A 15,764-nucleotide genomic window follows, 5' to 3' on the forward strand; every position below is an offset into this window, starting at 1 on the left:
GATTAGTCCGGTTCAGCGCTGCGGTTCCGCAGTGCAACCGTAGCAAAGCGACCGATTCAGGAGATGGGGATGCAGGCGCCGTACCCGACGTTCGCCACGCCATCGGTGAGTGGCCCCGATGCCCCGGCACCGCAGCGCATCGCGGTGCTGGGCAGCGGCATTTCCGGCATGGCGGCCGCGTGGCTGCTGTCGCACCGGCACACCGTCACCGTTTTCGAGAAGGCCACGCGGTTCGGAGGTCACAGCAATACGGTGCAGGTCTCGGCGCACGGGGTGGAAGCGCGTGTCGATACCGGCTTCATCGTCTACAACGAGGCGTGCTATCCGAATCTCACGGCGCTGTTCGAACATCTCGGGGTGGCGACGCGCGCCACCGACATGTCGTTGGGAATCTCCCTGGACGATGGCGCGCTGGAGTACGCCGGCGACGGCCTCGACACGCTATTCGCGCAACGGCGCAACCTGGTGCAGCCGCGCTTCTGGTCGATGCTGCGCGATCTGGTGCGCTTCTATCGCGAGGCACCGCGCCATCTCGGCCGCTTCGATGGCGCCAGCATCGGCGACTGGCTCGCCGCGCGTGGCTACGGCGCCGCCTTTCGCGACGACCATCTCATGCCGATGGCCGCCGCGATCTGGTCGGCGCCGGCCCATCGCCTGCTGGACCATCCCGCCGAGGCCTTCGTGCGGTTTTGTCAGAATCACGGTCTGCTGACGCTGGGTACGCGGCCGCAGTGGCGCACGGTCAGCGGCGGCAGTACCGAATACGTCAAAAAGCTGACGGCGGAATTCGGCGCGCGCATCGCCGTCAAGCCGGCGGCGGTGTCGGTCTCGCGGCGCGGCCCGCGCATGCATGGGACGGAGGGTTCGGATGCGGCGCATGCGGGTGCCGATGCAGGCGCGGGCGTGCGCATACGCTGCGCAGATGGCAGCAGCGAAACATTCGATGCGGTCGTGATCGCCACGCATGCGGACGAGGCGCTGGCGCTGCTCGACGAACCCACCGCGGCGGAGCGCGCGTTGCTGGGCGCTTTCCGCTATTCGCGGAATCGCGCGGTCCTGCATGGCGATACGGCGCTGATGCCGCAACGGCGCAAGGTCTGGTCGAGCTGGAATTACCTCGGCCGCCGGTCGGCGTTCGAGCAAGGCGCCATGCGCCCGAACGGTGCCGGCGAGGACGCGCGCACCGAAACCTTGTGTCTGACCTACTGGATGAACCGCCTCCAGCACCTGGACGCGCGCCTGCCGCTATTCGTGACGCTCAACCCGGGGCGCGAGCCCGACGCCGCGCGCCGCTATTACGAGACGGACTATACCCATCCGATCTTCAACGGCGACACGCTGCACGCGCAACACCGGCTGTGGGAACTGCAGGGCCAGCATCGCACCTGGTTCTGCGGCGCGTACTTCGGCGCGGGATTTCACGAAGACGGCCTGCAGGCAGGGCTCGCGGTGGCCGAGCAACTGGGGAACGTGCGTCGTCCCTGGACGCTCGCCACGCCCTCGTCCCGCATTCACGTCCATCCCGTTGCAGGGGCCGCCGGACGCCGGCCGCTCGCAGCCGCCGAGTCCGCATGACGACCGGCCCCGCCGCGATGCGCAGGCCGCCCGGCCCGGCGGCGTCAGCTCCCGGCCCGGACGCGCCGCCGAAACCGGCGGCCGTGCTCTACGTGGGCAGTGTTTCCCACCAGCGTCGCGCGCCGCGTGCGCACCGCCTGCGCTATCGGATCTTCTCGATGCTGCTCGATCTCGATCGTCTCGACGATGCCGTGCGGCAGACCCGGCTGTTTTCGCGCAACCGCTTCAATCTGTACAGTTTTCATGACCGGGACCACGGCGAGCGCAGCGCGGTCCCGCTGCGCGTGCAGATCGACCGCCTGCTCGAGCGCGCCGACGTCGACCTCGCGGGAGGACGCGTCGAACTGCTGTGCATGCCGCGCGTGCTCGGCTATGTGTTCAATCCGCTGTCGGTCTACTACTGCTACGCCCGCGACGGCACGCTCGCGGCGCTGGTCTACGAGGTCAGCAATACGTTCGGGCAACGGCATACCTACGTGATCCCGGTGGCGCCGGATGCGCCGGGTGCGGCGCCGGGCACATCCGTACCCGACCGCGCGCCGCGCGCGATCGAGCAATCGTGTCGCAAACGCTTCCACGTCTCGCCCTTCCTTGGTCGCGATATGACCTATCGCTTCCGTGTGGTGCGCCCGGACGCCCGGTTGTCGGTGCTGATCGATGCGTTCGACGATCCCGGACCCGCCGTCGCCGCCGCGCCGCCGCAAGCCATCCTCAGCGCCGCCTATGGCGCGCAGCGCCGCGGATTGACCGACGGCGCCCTCCTGCGCCTGTTCGTCACGCATCCGTTGTTGACGCTCAAGGTCGTGGTGGGCATTCACTGGGAGGCGCTGCAATTGTGGTACAAGGGCAGCGGCTTTCGTCCTTGTCCGCCGCCGGGAGACGCGCTGACCGTCGTCCGCCTCGCGGACATCGCGCGGCCGCACGACCGCTTTGCTTCATCCCGCTTTGCTTCATCCCGCTTTTCTTCATCCCGCTTTTCCTCATCCGATTCGAAGGAGGTGCAATAGTGTATTGGTTCAGGTCCAAACCCACGGCGCCCGGCGCCATCGAGATCCGCGGCGACATGGCCAGATCCGGGATCGAAAGGGTCTGCCTGTTGCTGTTGCGCAAGCTGCTCGCGCGCTGGACGGTGGGACGCCTGACGATCGTCACGCCGTCCGGCGCGACGCTGGTGCGGACGTCGGACGACGCCCGGCCCCATCCCGCCGCCGCCAGCCACGCGACGCTGACGATCCATCGCTGGCGCATGCTCCCGCGTCTGCTGCGGCACGGCGACATCGGCTTCGCGGAAAGCTACCTGGCGGGCGACTGGAGCAGCCCCGACGTCGCCGCGCTGATCGCCCTGGCGGCGCACAACCGCGATGCGCTCGACGCCACCATGGCCGGCAGCCTCGCGCGGCGCATCGGCGATCGGATCGGCCACTGGCGCCGCGCGAACACGCGCGCGGGCAGCCGCCGCAATATCGTCGCGCACTACGACCTGGGCAACGCGTTCTACGAACGCTGGCTGGACGCGGGAATGGTCTATTCGTCGGCGCTCTATCGGCACGCGACGGATACGCTCGAAGAAGCCCAGGCGTGCAAGCTCGATGCGATCGTCGCGCAGCTCGATCTGCGTGGCGGCGAACGTGTGCTGGAAATCGGTTGCGGCTGGGGCGCCCTCGCGCTGCGTCTGGCCGAAGCGGGGTGCGACGTCGTCGCGATCACGCTGTCGCCGGCGCAACAGGCGCTGGCCGCGCAGCGCGTCGCCGATGCCGGGCGCCAGGCGCAGGTCGACATCCGTCTCCAGGATTACCGGGACATCGAGGGGTCCTTCGACCGGATCGTGTCGATCGAAATGTTCGAAGCGGTCGGCGAAGCGTACTGGACCACCTACTTCACGCAGTTGGCGGCGCGCCTCGCGCCCGGCGGCCGGGCGTTGCTACAGGTCATCACGATTGCCGAAAGCCGCTTCGCGGCCTATCGCCGCGACGTCGATTTCATCCAGCGCTATGTTTTTCCCGGCGGCATGCTGCCGCCACCCAGCCGCCTGCGCTCGCTGGCATGCGAGGCGGGCCTGGGCGTCGAAAGCGAGCAGCACTTCGGTGCGAGCTACGCGCGCACGCTCGCCGAGTGGCACCGGCGCTTCCTCAAGGAATGGCCTGTGCTGACCGCCCAGGGCTTCGACGACCGCTTCAAGCGGCTGTGGGAGTATTACCTGAAATATTGCGAAGGGGGTTTCGCCGCGGGTGCGATCGACGTTGGTTTCTACCGGTTTCGGGCCCCGGGCGCGAGTGGTGGCAATGGGCAGGCGGCGCCGACGGCCTGAGGTGGCGAACGAGCGGTCGTCCGGTCCGGGTGGCATGCGGTTTGCGTGGTCGCAAGTGTCCCTGGTGATGGAACCCCGTCACCGATCCGACCGGAGCCCACGCATGAATGCATCCTCGAAAGATTCCCAGGCGCTGGAACGCGCGACCCTCAGCCCCGGACTGAGCGGCGACGAGAACGACGCCCGTTCGCCCAACCCCGCGCCCACCGGGCAGGCATCCGGCGCGCCGCAGACGCCCGTGGCGACCGGTACGGCCGAAAAGCCCGATGCGACGACGTTTCCCGACGCGTCGAAGCCGGGCGACGAGCCCGCTGCCGAGTCCGGCAAATCGGACAAGCCCAAGGTCCCCGTGCCGGCGCGCGACGCGCAGGGCGAACTGCCATCGCCCGACGCGGTGGGCGAAGCGGGCTGAGCGGAACGACGGCGTGCATTCCATTCCGCATGCCTTCGCACAGTCTGGCGCGAGAGCAACCGTCGGGCCGGGCGTAGATCCCGTGCCTACTCCCGGCCCCATGGCACCAGCGCGGCGATGCACGTGGCGGGACCGAATCGCCGCGCGCCGGTATAGTATCTGTCCGACCGTGCGACGGTGACTCCCGTCGCGACAGAATGGAGGGATGCATGAAGACGGCTCGCCATGCAGGAGAGTGGCTGGAGGCGGACGGTCTGGGCGGCTTCGCCTCGGGCCCTGCGAACGGCATACGCTCGCGCCGGTATCACGCGCTGTTGCTGCACGCGAGCGCCCCTCCCAGCGGGCGCATGGTGCTCGTCAACGGTGTCGAGGCCTGGTGGGAGGGGCCCGACGGGGCCGTCGCCCTGTCCACTCACCATTACGCTCCCGACACCCTCCATCCGGACGGCACGCAGCGCATCGTCGGTTTCCATACCGATCCCTGGCCGACGTGGCGCTTCGCGCTGCCGGGCGGAATGCACCTGCTGCACGACATCTTCGCCGCCGGCGACAGCGGCGATGTCATCCTGCGCTGGTGGCTCGTACCGGCGGCAGGCGCAGCGGCAGGGACGGCCGCCGACGCGGTGCGCGCCCTCCCGGACACACCCGGTGCCGACGATGCCGGGCCTGCGGGTGACGGGTACCGCAATTCCGCGCGGTCCGGACGTCTGTTCGTGCGGCCCCTGCTGTCGGTGCGGGATTACCATGCGCTACACCGGCGCAACGACGCATTCGACTTCACGCCGGCCGGCGCGAACGGCCGGATCAGCTGGCGTCCCTATGCGCATCGGCCGGCGGTATCGGCACTGAGCAACGGCGTCTATCGGCACGCGCCGGAATGGTTCGAACGGTTTCTCTACGACGACGAACGCGAGCGCGGTCTCGATGCCGTGGAGGATCTGGCGTCGCCCGGCATATTCTCGTTCGACCTCGACTGCGATCCCGCCGCCGATCCGTCGCGCGATGCCGCCGGGGAGCAGACCGCCTCGTGCGCGGCTTTGCTGATCCTGCGCGCCGGCGACAGCCGCGACGTCCACGTCGCCCGGCGCGTGGCTGGCGCGGAACGGGACCGACGGGGGGAGCGGCAGCGCCGCGCGGCGGCTGCCGTGACGGCGCGCGGTGCCGCGATCGGCGCACTGTCCAACGCGGCCGGCCAGTATTTCGCCGAACGCGGGCAGGGCGCCACCCTCCTCGCCGGCTTTCCCTGGTTCACCGACTGGGGACGCGACACCTTCATTTCGCTGCGCGGTCTCGCGCTGGCGACCGGCCGCGAAAACCAGGCCGCGGCGATCCTGCGCGAATGGGCGACGACGGTCAGCGAGGGCATGCTGCCGAACCGCTTTCCCGACGAAGGCAGCACCCCCGAATACAATTCGGTGGATGCCTCGCTCTGGTTCATCGTCGCGCTGCATGCCTATCTCCTCACGGGTCACGCGACGCCCGCGACCCGCGACATCCTGCAAGGCGCCGCGGAGCGCATCCTCGACGGCTACCACGGCGGCACGCGCTTTGGCATCGGCGCCGGCGCGGACGGTCTGCTGCATGCCGGGGAACCCGGTTCGCAACTGACCTGGATGGACGCGCGCGTCGGCCTCACACCGGTCACGCCGCGCATCGGCAAGCCCGTGGAGATCCAGGCGCTCTGGATCAATGCGCTGCGCATCGGCGCGACGTGGAACCCGCGCTGGCAGCCGCTCGCCGAGCGCGCCCAGGCCGCATTCGCCGGCCGTTTCGTCGATCCGGCGAGCGGCGCGCTGCACGATGTGGTGGATGTCGACGGCGTGGCCGGCACGGTCGACCGCAGCGTGCGGCCGAACCAGATCCTGGCGGTGGGCGGCCTGCCTTTCCAGGTCGTCGACGACGCCACCGCGCGCGCGGTGGTGGCCGTGGTCGAACGCGAACTCTGGACGCCGCTGGGATTGCGCACGCTGGCCTGCGCGGACCCTCGCTACATCGGCCGCTACACGGGTCCTCCCGAGTCCCGCGACAGTGCCTATCATCAGGGCACCGCGTGGCTCTGGCTGGCGGGGCCGTTCATCGAGGCGTGGCTGCGCGTGCATGCCCGTGGCGCGAACGCCGAGGCGGCGCGCGCCGAGGCACGCGCGCGGTTCGTCGCGCCGCTGGACGCGCATCTGCGCGAGGCGGGACTCGGACACCTGTCGGAGATCGCCGACGGCGATGCGCCCCACACCCCGCGTGGCGCGCCGTTTCAGGCATGGTCGCTCGCCGAGCGGCTACGTATTGAAACCTTGCTTTGAAACCCCGCTTTGAAACCGTGCCGTGACGTCGGGCTGCGACGTCGCAGATGAAACTTGCCGGAACCGGCGACCTTCAGGAGAAAAGATGTCCGTGCCTTCGCAAAACGTCCTCGATACGGCCGAAGGCCGCCGTCTGCATGCGGCGTCTCCCGGTCCCTGGCGCCGTTGGGGGCCGTATCTCAGCGAGCGGCAATGGGGCACCGTACGCGAGGACTACAGCCCGGGCGGCACCGCCTGGGACAGCTTCCCGCACGAGCATGCGCGCAGCCGCGCGTACCGCTGGGGCGAGGATGGCATTGCCGGTTTCGGGGACGAGCACCTGAACTGGTGCCTGAGCCTGGGTCTGTGGAACGGCAAGGATCACATCCTGAAGGAACGGCTGTTCGGCCTGACCAACGAGCAGGGCAACCACGGCGAGGACGTCAAGGAACTGTATTTCTTCCTCGACGGCACGCCGACCCACTCGTACATGCGCATGCTCTACAAGTATCCGCAGGCCGCCTTTCCCTACGCGGATCTGGTCGACGAGAACCGTCGCCGCTCGAACGAACTCCCCGAATACGAAATTCTCGACACCGGCGTGTTCGACGACGAGGCCTACTTCGACGTGACGATCGAATACGCGAAAGCGGGCTCGGACGATCTGCTGATGCGGGTAACGGTGGAAAATCGCAGTCCGCACCCGGCGCTGTTGCATCTGCTGCCGCAATTCTGGGCCCGCAACACCTGGTCCTGGGACACCAGCCGCAGCAAGCCGGAATTGCGGCTCACCGACGGCGCCGTGGTCGCGCGCAACCCGGAACTGCCGCATCAATATCGCTGGAGCGCCCAGGGCGACGCGCCGCAGGAATGGCTGTTCTGCGAGAACGAAACCAACATCGAACGGCTCTTCGGCTCCAAGGGCGATGGCCCCTACAAGGACGGCTTCAACGACTACCTGGTGGACGGCAGGCCGGAGGCGATCCGGCGCGACAAGGGCAGCAAGGCGGGCGCGCACTGGCGCCTGGAAATGGCGGGCGGCGGGCGGCGCACGATCGGCATGCGCCTGCGCCGTGTCAGCCAGGACGCCCAGGCCGCAGAGGATTTCGATGCGGTCTTCGTGAAACGGCGCGCCGAAGCCGACGAATACTACACCGCGCTGCAGCAGGATCTCGACGACGACGACGCGCGCCTGATACAGCGCCAGGCGATGGCCGGCATGCTCTGGTCGAAGCAGTTCTATCATTTCGACGTCAAGCGCTGGCTGAACGGCGATGCCGCGCAACCCACGCCGCCGGCCTCCCGGCTGCACGGGCGCAACGCGGACTGGCGGCATCTGTCGAACGCCGACATCATCTCGATGCCCGATACCTGGGAGTACCCGTGGTACGCGTCCTGGGACCTCGCCTTCCAGGCGGTCGCTTTCGCGCTGATCGACCCGGACTTCGCGAAGAAGCAGTTGATCCTGCTGACGCAGGACCGCTTCATGCACCCGAACGGGCAATTGCCGGCCTACGAGTGGGCGTTCGGCGACGCGAACCCCCCGGTGCATGCGTGGGCGGTATGGCAGGTCTATCAGATGGACGCCAAACTCACCGGCAAGTTCGACCGGGTGTTTCTCGAACGGGCCTTTCACAAGCTGCTGCTGAACTTCGGCTGGTGGGTCAACCGCAAGGACGCCGAGGGCCGCAATCTGTTCCAGGGCGGCTTCCTGGGGCTGGACAACATCCAGATCTTCGACCGCTCCGCGCCGCTGCCCACTGGCGGGCGCATCGACCAGTCGGACGGCACCGCGTGGATGGCGGCCTACGCGCTCGACCTGATGAGCATCGGCCTGGAACTGGCGGCGGACAATGAAGCGTACGTCGATATTTCCGTGAAGTTCTTCGAGCATTTCCTCTACATCTCGGGCGCGATCAATGGCGCCGACGAGGCTGGCGCAAGCCTGTGGGACGAGCAGGACGAGTTCTTCTACGATGCGCTGAAGCTGCCCGACGGCACGTCCGTGCCGTTGAAAGTGCGCTCGATCGTCGGCCTCAGCCCCTTGTTCGCCGTGCATGTGCTCGACAGCGCCGCGGTGGGCAAGCTGCCGCGGCTCGAGGAACGCCTGCGCTGGTTCCTGCGCCACCGGCCCGACCTCGCGCAACTGGTTTCGCGCTGGTACGAGCCCGGCAAGGGCAATACGATGCTGTTGTCCCTGCTGCGCGGCCACCGGATGAAACGCCTGCTCACGCGCATGCTGGACGAGGCCGAGTTCCTCTCCGACTATGGCGTGCGATCCCTGTCGCGCTACCACGAGCACTCTCCCTTCAAGCTCGATCACAACGGCGAGAGCTTCGGCATCGAGTACACGCCCGCGGAGTCCGTGTCACGCACCTTCGGCGGCAACTCGAACTGGCGCGGCCCGATCTGGATGCCGGTGAACTATCTGCTGATCGAATCGCTGCAGGAATTCCACCGCTATTACGGCGACGAGTTCCGCGTCGAATACCCCACCGGGTCCGGCACCATGCTGTCGTTGAGCGAAATCGCCGATGCGCTGTCGGAGCGGCTGTGCGCGCTGTTTCGCAAGGACAGGAATGGTTTGCGGCCCGTCATGGCGGCATACCCGCTGCTCGCCGTCGATCCCCGCTCGGCGGATCTGGTGCTGTTCCACGAGTACTTCCATGGCGACAACGGCCGCGGATTGGGCGCCGCACATCAAACCGGGTGGACCAGCCTCGTTGCGCTGTTGCTGAAAAACAAGCCCCGTCGGTCCGAAGATCAAAAAGCGTCCGGCGACGCGAAGTAAAGGACTTTTCCGACAGTCGCGGTTACTCAGACTTGCTAGGATGTCGCCTCCGCCGAAGGGTTCAGCCGAGCCGACATGCAATCTCGACGGGGAAGAGGACCTCATGCGACTCTGGGTAGCGGTAACGGCTTGGTTGGCGCTCAACGCCGTCTATGTGCTGGTGGCGGTCAGGCGGGCGCGGCGGAGCGATCCGCCCGCGGACGGCGAGACGCGCGCGCCGACGGGCCTGCTGACCGACGGACGGGCCGCCGATCCCAACGCAGCGGACTGAGGGGCGGCGGGCATCGGGCGCTGTCACGGGCCCGTGCCAGGGTTCGGCGGAGTCAGGCAGCGCATGCGCCGCTGCGTGCCTCCACAAGGGCGACCAGGGCGACCAGCGCGTCGCGCGTTGCGTCGACCACGCCGCGCCAGTCGCGCGGGACGGCCTGCCGGAACAACGTCGCGGTCGGATACCAGGGGCTGTCGCGGCGCTCGCTCATCCAGCGCCAGTCGGACAGGTAGGGCAGCAGGATCCAGACCGGTCGCCCGAGCGCGCCGGCCAGGTGCGCCACCGCCGTATCCACCGAGATCACCAGATCGAGCGCGGCGACGCATGCGGCGGTGTCGAGAAAATCCCCGTCGAGCGGCGGCATGCGCAGTTCCGGCGCATGCTTCGCCGCCCACTGCCGATCGGCATCGCGCACCACGGGCTGCAACAGCACCGTCTCGACGCCCGGGACGCTCAGGACCGGCGCGAGCACCGCGAGCGGCATCGAGCGCAGCGCGTCGTCGGCGAAATGGGGATTGCCCGACGGCACGATCCCCACGCGCAACGGGGGCCGGGCCGGAACGGCGGCCGTGGGCACGTCCCGGCCCTTGGCCGGCGCCCGAGCCGGGGCAGCGGAAGACGCCGCCAGATACGGAATCTCGGCGGGAATGGTGTCCAGTCGCGTACGCAATGCATGCGGCAATGACATCAAGAGCGTGAAACGGTCGGTCTGCGGGCGCGGATCGCCTTGCTGGATCACTCGCACGCCCCAGCGCGCGGCCTGCGCCGCGACCAGTCGCAGCAGCGGCGGCTGAACCTCCACCACCACGTCGCGGGCGAGCGCGGCCAGGCGCGGCAGATAGCGCACGAACTGCAATGTGTCGCCCAACCCCTGTTCGGCCAGCACCAGGATCGAACGCGTGTCGATCGCCTCGTCGCCGTTCCAGTAGTGTTCGCCCTGCCGCGCGGCGAAACGCGCGCTGTCGCGCCACTCGTAGGCGTCGAAGCCCCGTGCCAGTTCACCGCGGCGCAGCCGTATTCCCGCCTCGTCGAGCCAGGCCAGCGGCCAGTCCGGCCGCAGCGCCCGCGCGGCACGCAAACAGACCAGCGCCGCGTCGTCCATGCGCTGCATGCACAGCGCACTCGCCATGTAGCGATACGCCGGGGCATAACGCGGGGCGACCTGCAGCGCGCGTTCGAAGCGATCGACGGCGAAGGCGAACTCGCCCAGCGCCGCCAGCGCCTGTCCAAACAGCACGAGCGCCGCGGCATCGTCCGGATCCTGCGCGAACACCTGTTCCAGTTCTCCCACCGCCTGCAGGGGCCGCTGCAGACGCAGCAGGATGGTGGCCTTCGCCAGCAGCGCGGCGGTGTCCCACGGCGCCCGTTGCAGCACCTCTGTGACGGCGTCCATCGCGTCCAGCGGACGGTGCAGCCCCAGAAAGACACGGGTACGCGCGAGGCCCCACAGCGCGAGCGCGCCGGCATGCCGTTCCGCTCGCGGCAGGTCGGCATGCCGGTCCAGCAAGGCCAGGGCGTCCTCGGAACGCGTCACCGCCACCAGGCACATGGCCTTGCCCGCCAGCGCCGCCATGCGCCAGTTCCGCGCCGCGGTCACCGCGATGGCCGCATCGAACACCGCGAGCGCCTGCTCGTGCAGCGCGAAGTGCGCGAGAGTGAACGCATGCTCGACGCGGATGAGCGCCAGCGCATCGCCCGGCGCAAGACACGCCGTCACGGTCTTGAAAAGGCCGAATGCCTCGTCGGCGTGCCCCTGCGCTGCCCGCTCGTGGGCGAGACGGCGCAAGGTCGCCAGGGTTCGCAGTGAGAAGCCATCGGGCAGGCTTCGCGTGGCGCCGTCGCTTCCCGCATCGTCCGATGCCGCCGCCATCGCCTCGCAGAATGCGACGAAAGGCGCGGCCCCGGCCCGGGCGTCGGGAAGCGGAAACGGCAAACCGCACAGGTCCGGTGACATAGGCGTGCAAATGAATGAAATTCGCCCATTGTCGGCGCGGAGTCCGCGCGACATTGCGTCAAATTGCGAGATAAAACGCCGCTTATTCATTTTTTCTGAATCGCCCGCAAAATCCGGACGCACTACGCGCGTCGGCATTAAATGCGTTTTGGCGCTAAAAATGTAGGATATTCTCGCTGAAACGCTTCGTAAAAAGCGACAAATCGCATACGCGCGTCGCCGGTCCGGGCATTCGCGGAACGGCAGCCGCACGACGGCTGGACTCCCGTTTCACACGATCGTTTGTATTAAGGGTTGTAGGAGAGACACAACAATTATGAATGCGCCTCGCCCTTACCGAGTTTGTCTTAAAATTCGGCTATGATCATTTCGGGTTTGGACAGGTCCCGTGGAAAAACCCGGGAATTGTCCTACACGGAGTCACTGACGGACGGAGAAACCGATGCGTGTCGCTACACCTGGCATCGATGCCAATTACCCGTTTTTCATGCTTCGCACCTTGACTGGCGTCAGCGATTTTGTCTTCTGAAAAAACCACCGGCTTCAGGGTCCGCCCCGCCGGGGACGGACATGCGCCGACATACTTCCGGGACGCCGGTCATCGGGACGCCGGCCACCGGGTTGCCGGCCACCGTGACGCCGGCCGTCGCAACCGCGCCGCCGTCACGCTGAGCGCTGCGTGCGTGGCGGCGCGCGATGCCGAACGGCGCCTGCTGGCCCGCGAGATCCATGACGAACTCGGCGCCGAACTGACCGCCCTGCGCTATGCGCTGGCCCGGGTCGCGACATCGGTACCCGACAACGCGGCGGCCACGTGCGCCGCCGCGCTCGCGGCGGCCGACAGCGCGCTCGATGCGGCTTTCGCGGCGAGTCACCGTTTGATACAGCAGCGCGGCGTCCTGCCCGGCCGGGGTGAGCTGGGCGACACGATGCGCGCATGGATCTCCTCGTTCGCGGAACGCGTCGGCCTGAGCGCATCCTTCGACTATCATGCGGACCCGGCGCTGGGGCCGCTCGACGATGCCAGCGCGCTGGCGTTGTTACGCATCACGCAGGAGGCGCTGAACAATGTCGCCCGGCATGCACGGGCCAGCATCGTCACCGTCCGTCTGAGCGTCACGCCCTCCGGCGCGACGCTCGTGGTCCGCGACAACGGCCGCGGCATGGATCCGGACAGGGTCAAGACTTCGCAGGCGGCCCGCAGCGCCAGTGCATCCGCCCTGCGCGGCGCCAGGCGGGATGCATACGCGTCGCACGGGCTGGGGCTGGCGGGCATGCGCGAACGCTGCGACGCCCTGGGCGGCCGGTTCGCGATCACGAGCCGGCCCGGCGACGGGGTCGAACTGCGGGCCTCGCTGCCCTGCGCCGCACGCACGCCCCGTACGTCCGGCCGCGTCGGGCGACCGGGTCGCGCCGGACCGCATGACACGCCGTAACGACATTTGCCACCGTTGTATGGGCAAAAAAACAAGCTGGTAAAAAAAACGTTTGGAAATACTCCACGGGGAGTCAGGGATGTCAAGAATACTATTGGTCGACGACCACGCCGCGATCAGGCAAGGAATTGCCCAGTTGCTCGTTTCCCGGGGTTTGTTCACCGAGGCGGTGGAAGCCGCGACCGGTGCGGAAGCGCTCGCGCACATCGAACGCGGCGAATGGACGATGGTCCTGCTCGACATCTCGCTGCCCGACATGAGCGGTGTCGAGGTGCTGCGCCGCATCAAGCGGCGCGTGCCCACGGTGCCGGTGCTGATGTTCTCGATGTATCGCGAGGATCAGTACGCGGTGCGGGCGCTGAAGGCCGGCGCGTCGGGCTACTTGTCGAAAACCGCGAGCGCCGCGGAACTCGCCACCGCGATGAGTCAGATCGCGGCGGGGCGAAAATACGTCAGCGCTTCGCTCGCCGAAGCCCTGGCGGACTACGTTTCGACCGACGTCGACCAGCTTCCCCACGAGAAGCTGTCGAACCGCGAATACCAGACCCTGTGCATGCTCGGCTCCGGCAAGCGGCTCACCGACGTCGCCAACGTGCTGTCGCTGTCCGTCAAGACCGTCAGCGTGTACCGGTCGCGCCTGCTGGAAAAGCTGGGCCTGGCGAACAACGCCGAGTTGACCTATTACGTGATGCGCAATCAACTGGTGGACCTGGGCGCCAACCACAGCAACGCGGCCTGAGCGGCGCATTTCGCACGGCGCGCGCCGCGCGCCGCTGTCCGCCCCCGCGCCATTCGTCGCCATGCCGCGTTAAATAGACTGTTCCTCCCCCCCTGTTCGACCAATTGCCCCCCGCCGGCAGCCGCTATGATCCATTGCATCGGCTGACGGTGGCACCCATCGCAAGGAGTGCTTCCAGAGGCCGCTCCCCCTGCGACGCAGGCATCCTCCATAGCAGTTTTCGGGCCTTCCCGGAAAGTTTTTGAAGCAAACCCTCAAGCTTTCCGGATCCGTTCCGATAACCATTACAACGGCGGCGATCGGCTCAGTGATACCGGTACTGCCTCCCGTTGCGGCGATCCCGCCGGAAAGCACCAATTTTGGATATAGGAGCGCCTCATGGCCCAGATCATTAGCAACAACACCGCATCGCTGGTAGCGCAGAACAACCTGAACAAGGCCTCGTCGACGTACTCGACCGCGATCAACCAACTGTCTTCCGGCAAGAAGGTTTCCAGCGCCGCGGACAACTCCGCCGCACTGGCGATCTCGGGCCGCATGCAGTCGCAGATCAACGGCAACACGCAGGCCATCTCGAACGCGAACGACGGTATCGCCCTGGCGCAGACGGCGGACTCCGCGTTCTCGCAGATCACGTCGAACCTGCAGCAGATCCGGACCCTCGCCGTACAGTCGGCGAACTCCACGTATTCCGCGTCGGACCGCGCGTCGCTGAACCAGCAGGCGCAGCAGCTCCTGTCGCAGGTCAACACGATCGCCACGCAAACGCAGTACAACGGTCAAACCCTGCTCGACGGCAGCTTCGGTTCGGCAACGTTCCAGACCGGCGCGAACGCAGGCCAGTCGACGACGGTCAACCTGAGCCAGGGCGTGCGCACGTCGCAGATCGGTCAGACCGCGGCGCAGACGTTCAGCCTCGCCAGCATCAACAAGGGTGTCGTGGCAGCCGCCGGCGACGGCCTGTCGAACGCCAGCGCCTCGAAGGCCCTGTCGATCCAGCTGGGCGATGGCCCGGCCAAGACGATCGGCCAGGCGGTCGCGGGTGCGGAAGCCGGCCAGGACGCGAACAGCGCCTTCGCCGCAGTGGCCGCGATCAACGGCGCGAACATCTCGGGCCTGACCGCCACGGCGACCAACGTCCAGACCTTCACGACCGCGAACGAAAAGCCGTCCGCATCCGCCGACAACGTCGTCAACCTGAAGATCAACGGCACGTCGATTTTCGGTGATAGCGGCATGACCGTCGCCAAGGGTACGTCGGTGTCGACCGGCGACCTGGTGAACCAGATCAACTCGGTGGCGGGCACGACGGGCGTCTCCGCATCGCTCGACGATGGCGGCAGCCTGAAGCTGTCGTCCACCGACGGCCGCAACATCACGATCTCGCAAACGTCGAAGACCACCGAAGGCGGCAGCGGCGATTACAAGTTGCTGCAAGGCGGTTCGAGCAACGTCGCCGACCCGGCAAGCACCACGCAGTTCACGGCCGACTCGGCCGTCGAAACGAACGGCGCGACCGGCGCGGGCGGCAAGGCCACGGTGCTGCAGGGCACGATGTCGCTGTCGTCGTCGAAGGAAATCAAGCTGAGCGGCGCGGGCGACGCGAATCTGTACACCGAAGCGCCGAACGGCAACACCGTGGCCGGCAACGGCAAGTCGGCGACGATCAGCCTGAACACGCAAACCACGCTGGCCAGCCTGTCGCTGAAGACCGCGGCGTCGTCGACGGCGGCGCTCCAGTCGCTCGACTCGGCGCTGGCGACGGTAAGCACGCTGCAGGGTGCCGTCGGCGCGATCCAGAACCGCTTCGACTCGACGATCTCGAACCTGAACGCGATCACGCAGAACGCGAAGTCGGCGCAGTCGTCGATCACCGATGCCGACTACGCGTCGGTGGCCTCGACGCTGTCGACCGCGGACGTGTTGCAGCAATCGGGTGTCGCGATGGTCAGCAAGGCGAACCAGATCCCGAACCAGATCCTGAAGCTCGTCACGGGCTAAGGCG

At 67.6% G+C, this 15,764-nt stretch carries 11 protein-coding genes; 10 read left to right on the forward strand and 1 reads right to left on the reverse strand.

Going from position 1 to position 15,764, the window contains the following annotated elements:
- The first annotated feature begins 69 nt into the window (after positions 1-69).
- The 7 genes from OVY01_RS01600 (at position 70) to OVY01_RS01630 (ending at position 9,633) form a co-directional block, all read left to right on the forward strand.
- Positions 70-1,575: an NAD(P)/FAD-dependent oxidoreductase gene (locus OVY01_RS01600; protein WP_267845125.1), complete on the forward strand. Its 1,506-nt coding sequence runs from the start codon at positions 70-72 to the stop codon at positions 1,573-1,575.
- The gene (locus OVY01_RS01605) at positions 1,572-2,582 is read left to right on the forward strand and encodes a DUF1365 domain-containing protein (protein WP_267845126.1); all 1,011 of its coding nucleotides are present in this window, start codon (positions 1,572-1,574) and stop codon (positions 2,580-2,582) included. Before OVY01_RS01600 ends, OVY01_RS01605 begins: the two co-directional genes overlap by 4 nt.
- Positions 2,582-3,883 carry a class I SAM-dependent methyltransferase gene (locus OVY01_RS01610; protein WP_267845128.1) on the forward strand — a complete coding sequence of 434 codons (1,302 nt, stop codon included), beginning with the start codon at positions 2,582-2,584 and terminating at the stop codon, positions 3,881-3,883. The genes OVY01_RS01605 and OVY01_RS01610 overlap by 1 nt, the downstream gene beginning before the upstream one ends.
- Before the next feature lie 103 nt (positions 3,884-3,986).
- The gene (locus tag OVY01_RS01615; protein ID WP_267845130.1) at positions 3,987-4,295 is read left to right on the forward strand and encodes a hypothetical protein; all 309 of its coding nucleotides are present in this window, start codon (positions 3,987-3,989) and stop codon (positions 4,293-4,295) included.
- A gap of 209 nt (positions 4,296-4,504) precedes the next feature.
- Positions 4,505-6,592: an amylo-alpha-1,6-glucosidase gene (locus tag OVY01_RS01620; RefSeq protein WP_267845132.1), complete on the forward strand. Its 2,088-nt coding sequence runs from the start codon at positions 4,505-4,507 to the stop codon at positions 6,590-6,592.
- Positions 6,593-6,677: 85 nt separating this feature from the next.
- Positions 6,678-9,362, forward strand: a complete 2,685-nt coding sequence (locus tag OVY01_RS01625; protein WP_267845134.1) for an MGH1-like glycoside hydrolase domain-containing protein — start codon at positions 6,678-6,680, stop codon at positions 9,360-9,362.
- Positions 9,363-9,465: 103 nt separating this feature from the next.
- Complete coding sequence (locus OVY01_RS01630) at positions 9,466-9,633, forward strand: hypothetical protein (RefSeq protein WP_267845137.1); 168 nt, start codon at positions 9,466-9,468, stop codon at positions 9,631-9,633.
- A gap of 52 nt (positions 9,634-9,685) precedes the next feature.
- Here the strand turns inward: OVY01_RS01630 and OVY01_RS01635 are convergent, their stop codons facing one another.
- Positions 9,686-11,584, reverse strand: coding sequence for a tetratricopeptide repeat protein (locus tag OVY01_RS01635; protein WP_267845138.1), 1,899 nt, complete (start codon positions 11,582-11,584; stop codon positions 9,686-9,688).
- Positions 11,585-12,102: 518 nt separating this feature from the next.
- Between OVY01_RS01635 and OVY01_RS01640 the strand changes: the two genes are divergently transcribed.
- The 3 genes from OVY01_RS01640 to OVY01_RS01650 all read left to right on the forward strand — a co-directional run bounded on the left by OVY01_RS01640 (position 12,103) and on the right by OVY01_RS01650 (position 15,760).
- Positions 12,103-13,020 carry a sensor histidine kinase gene (locus OVY01_RS01640; protein WP_267845139.1) on the forward strand — a complete coding sequence of 306 codons (918 nt, stop codon included), beginning with the start codon at positions 12,103-12,105 and terminating at the stop codon, positions 13,018-13,020.
- A gap of 79 nt (positions 13,021-13,099) precedes the next feature.
- Positions 13,100-13,759 carry a response regulator gene (locus OVY01_RS01645; RefSeq protein ID WP_267845140.1) on the forward strand — a complete coding sequence of 220 codons (660 nt, stop codon included), beginning with the start codon at positions 13,100-13,102 and terminating at the stop codon, positions 13,757-13,759.
- Between the two features lie 378 nt (positions 13,760-14,137).
- Positions 14,138-15,760 (forward strand): flagellin N-terminal helical domain-containing protein, encoded by a 1,623-nt coding sequence (locus OVY01_RS01650; RefSeq protein ID WP_267845141.1) that lies wholly within the window; start codon positions 14,138-14,140, stop codon positions 15,758-15,760.
- Positions 15,761-15,764 lie beyond the last annotated feature (4 nt).

This window comes from Robbsia betulipollinis (assembly GCF_026624755.1).
In the GTDB taxonomy this organism is placed as follows: domain Bacteria; phylum Pseudomonadota; class Gammaproteobacteria; order Burkholderiales; family Burkholderiaceae; genus Robbsia; species Robbsia betulipollinis.

Excerpts from the sequence above, each read along its gene's own strand:
- OVY01_RS01600 (WP_267845125.1), top strand. The coding sequence starts at position 70 with ATGCAGGCGCCGTACCCGACGTTCGCCACGCCATCGGTGAGTGGCCCC.
- OVY01_RS01605 (WP_267845126.1), top strand. The coding sequence starts at position 1,572 with ATGACGACCGGCCCCGCCGCGATGCGCAGGCCGCCCGGCCCGGCGGCG.
- OVY01_RS01615 (WP_267845130.1), top strand. The coding sequence starts at position 3,987 with ATGAATGCATCCTCGAAAGATTCCCAGGCGCTGGAACGCGCGACCCTC.
- OVY01_RS01620 (WP_267845132.1), top strand. The coding sequence starts at position 4,505 with ATGAAGACGGCTCGCCATGCAGGAGAGTGGCTGGAGGCGGACGGTCTG.
- OVY01_RS01625 (WP_267845134.1), top strand. The coding sequence starts at position 6,678 with ATGTCCGTGCCTTCGCAAAACGTCCTCGATACGGCCGAAGGCCGCCGT.
- OVY01_RS01630 (WP_267845137.1), top strand. The coding sequence starts at position 9,466 with ATGCGACTCTGGGTAGCGGTAACGGCTTGGTTGGCGCTCAACGCCGTC.
- OVY01_RS01635 (WP_267845138.1), bottom strand. The coding sequence starts at position 11,584 with ATGTCACCGGACCTGTGCGGTTTGCCGTTTCCGCTTCCCGACGCCCGG.
- OVY01_RS01645 (WP_267845140.1), top strand. The coding sequence starts at position 13,100 with ATGTCAAGAATACTATTGGTCGACGACCACGCCGCGATCAGGCAAGGA.
- OVY01_RS01650 (WP_267845141.1), top strand. The coding sequence starts at position 14,138 with ATGGCCCAGATCATTAGCAACAACACCGCATCGCTGGTAGCGCAGAAC.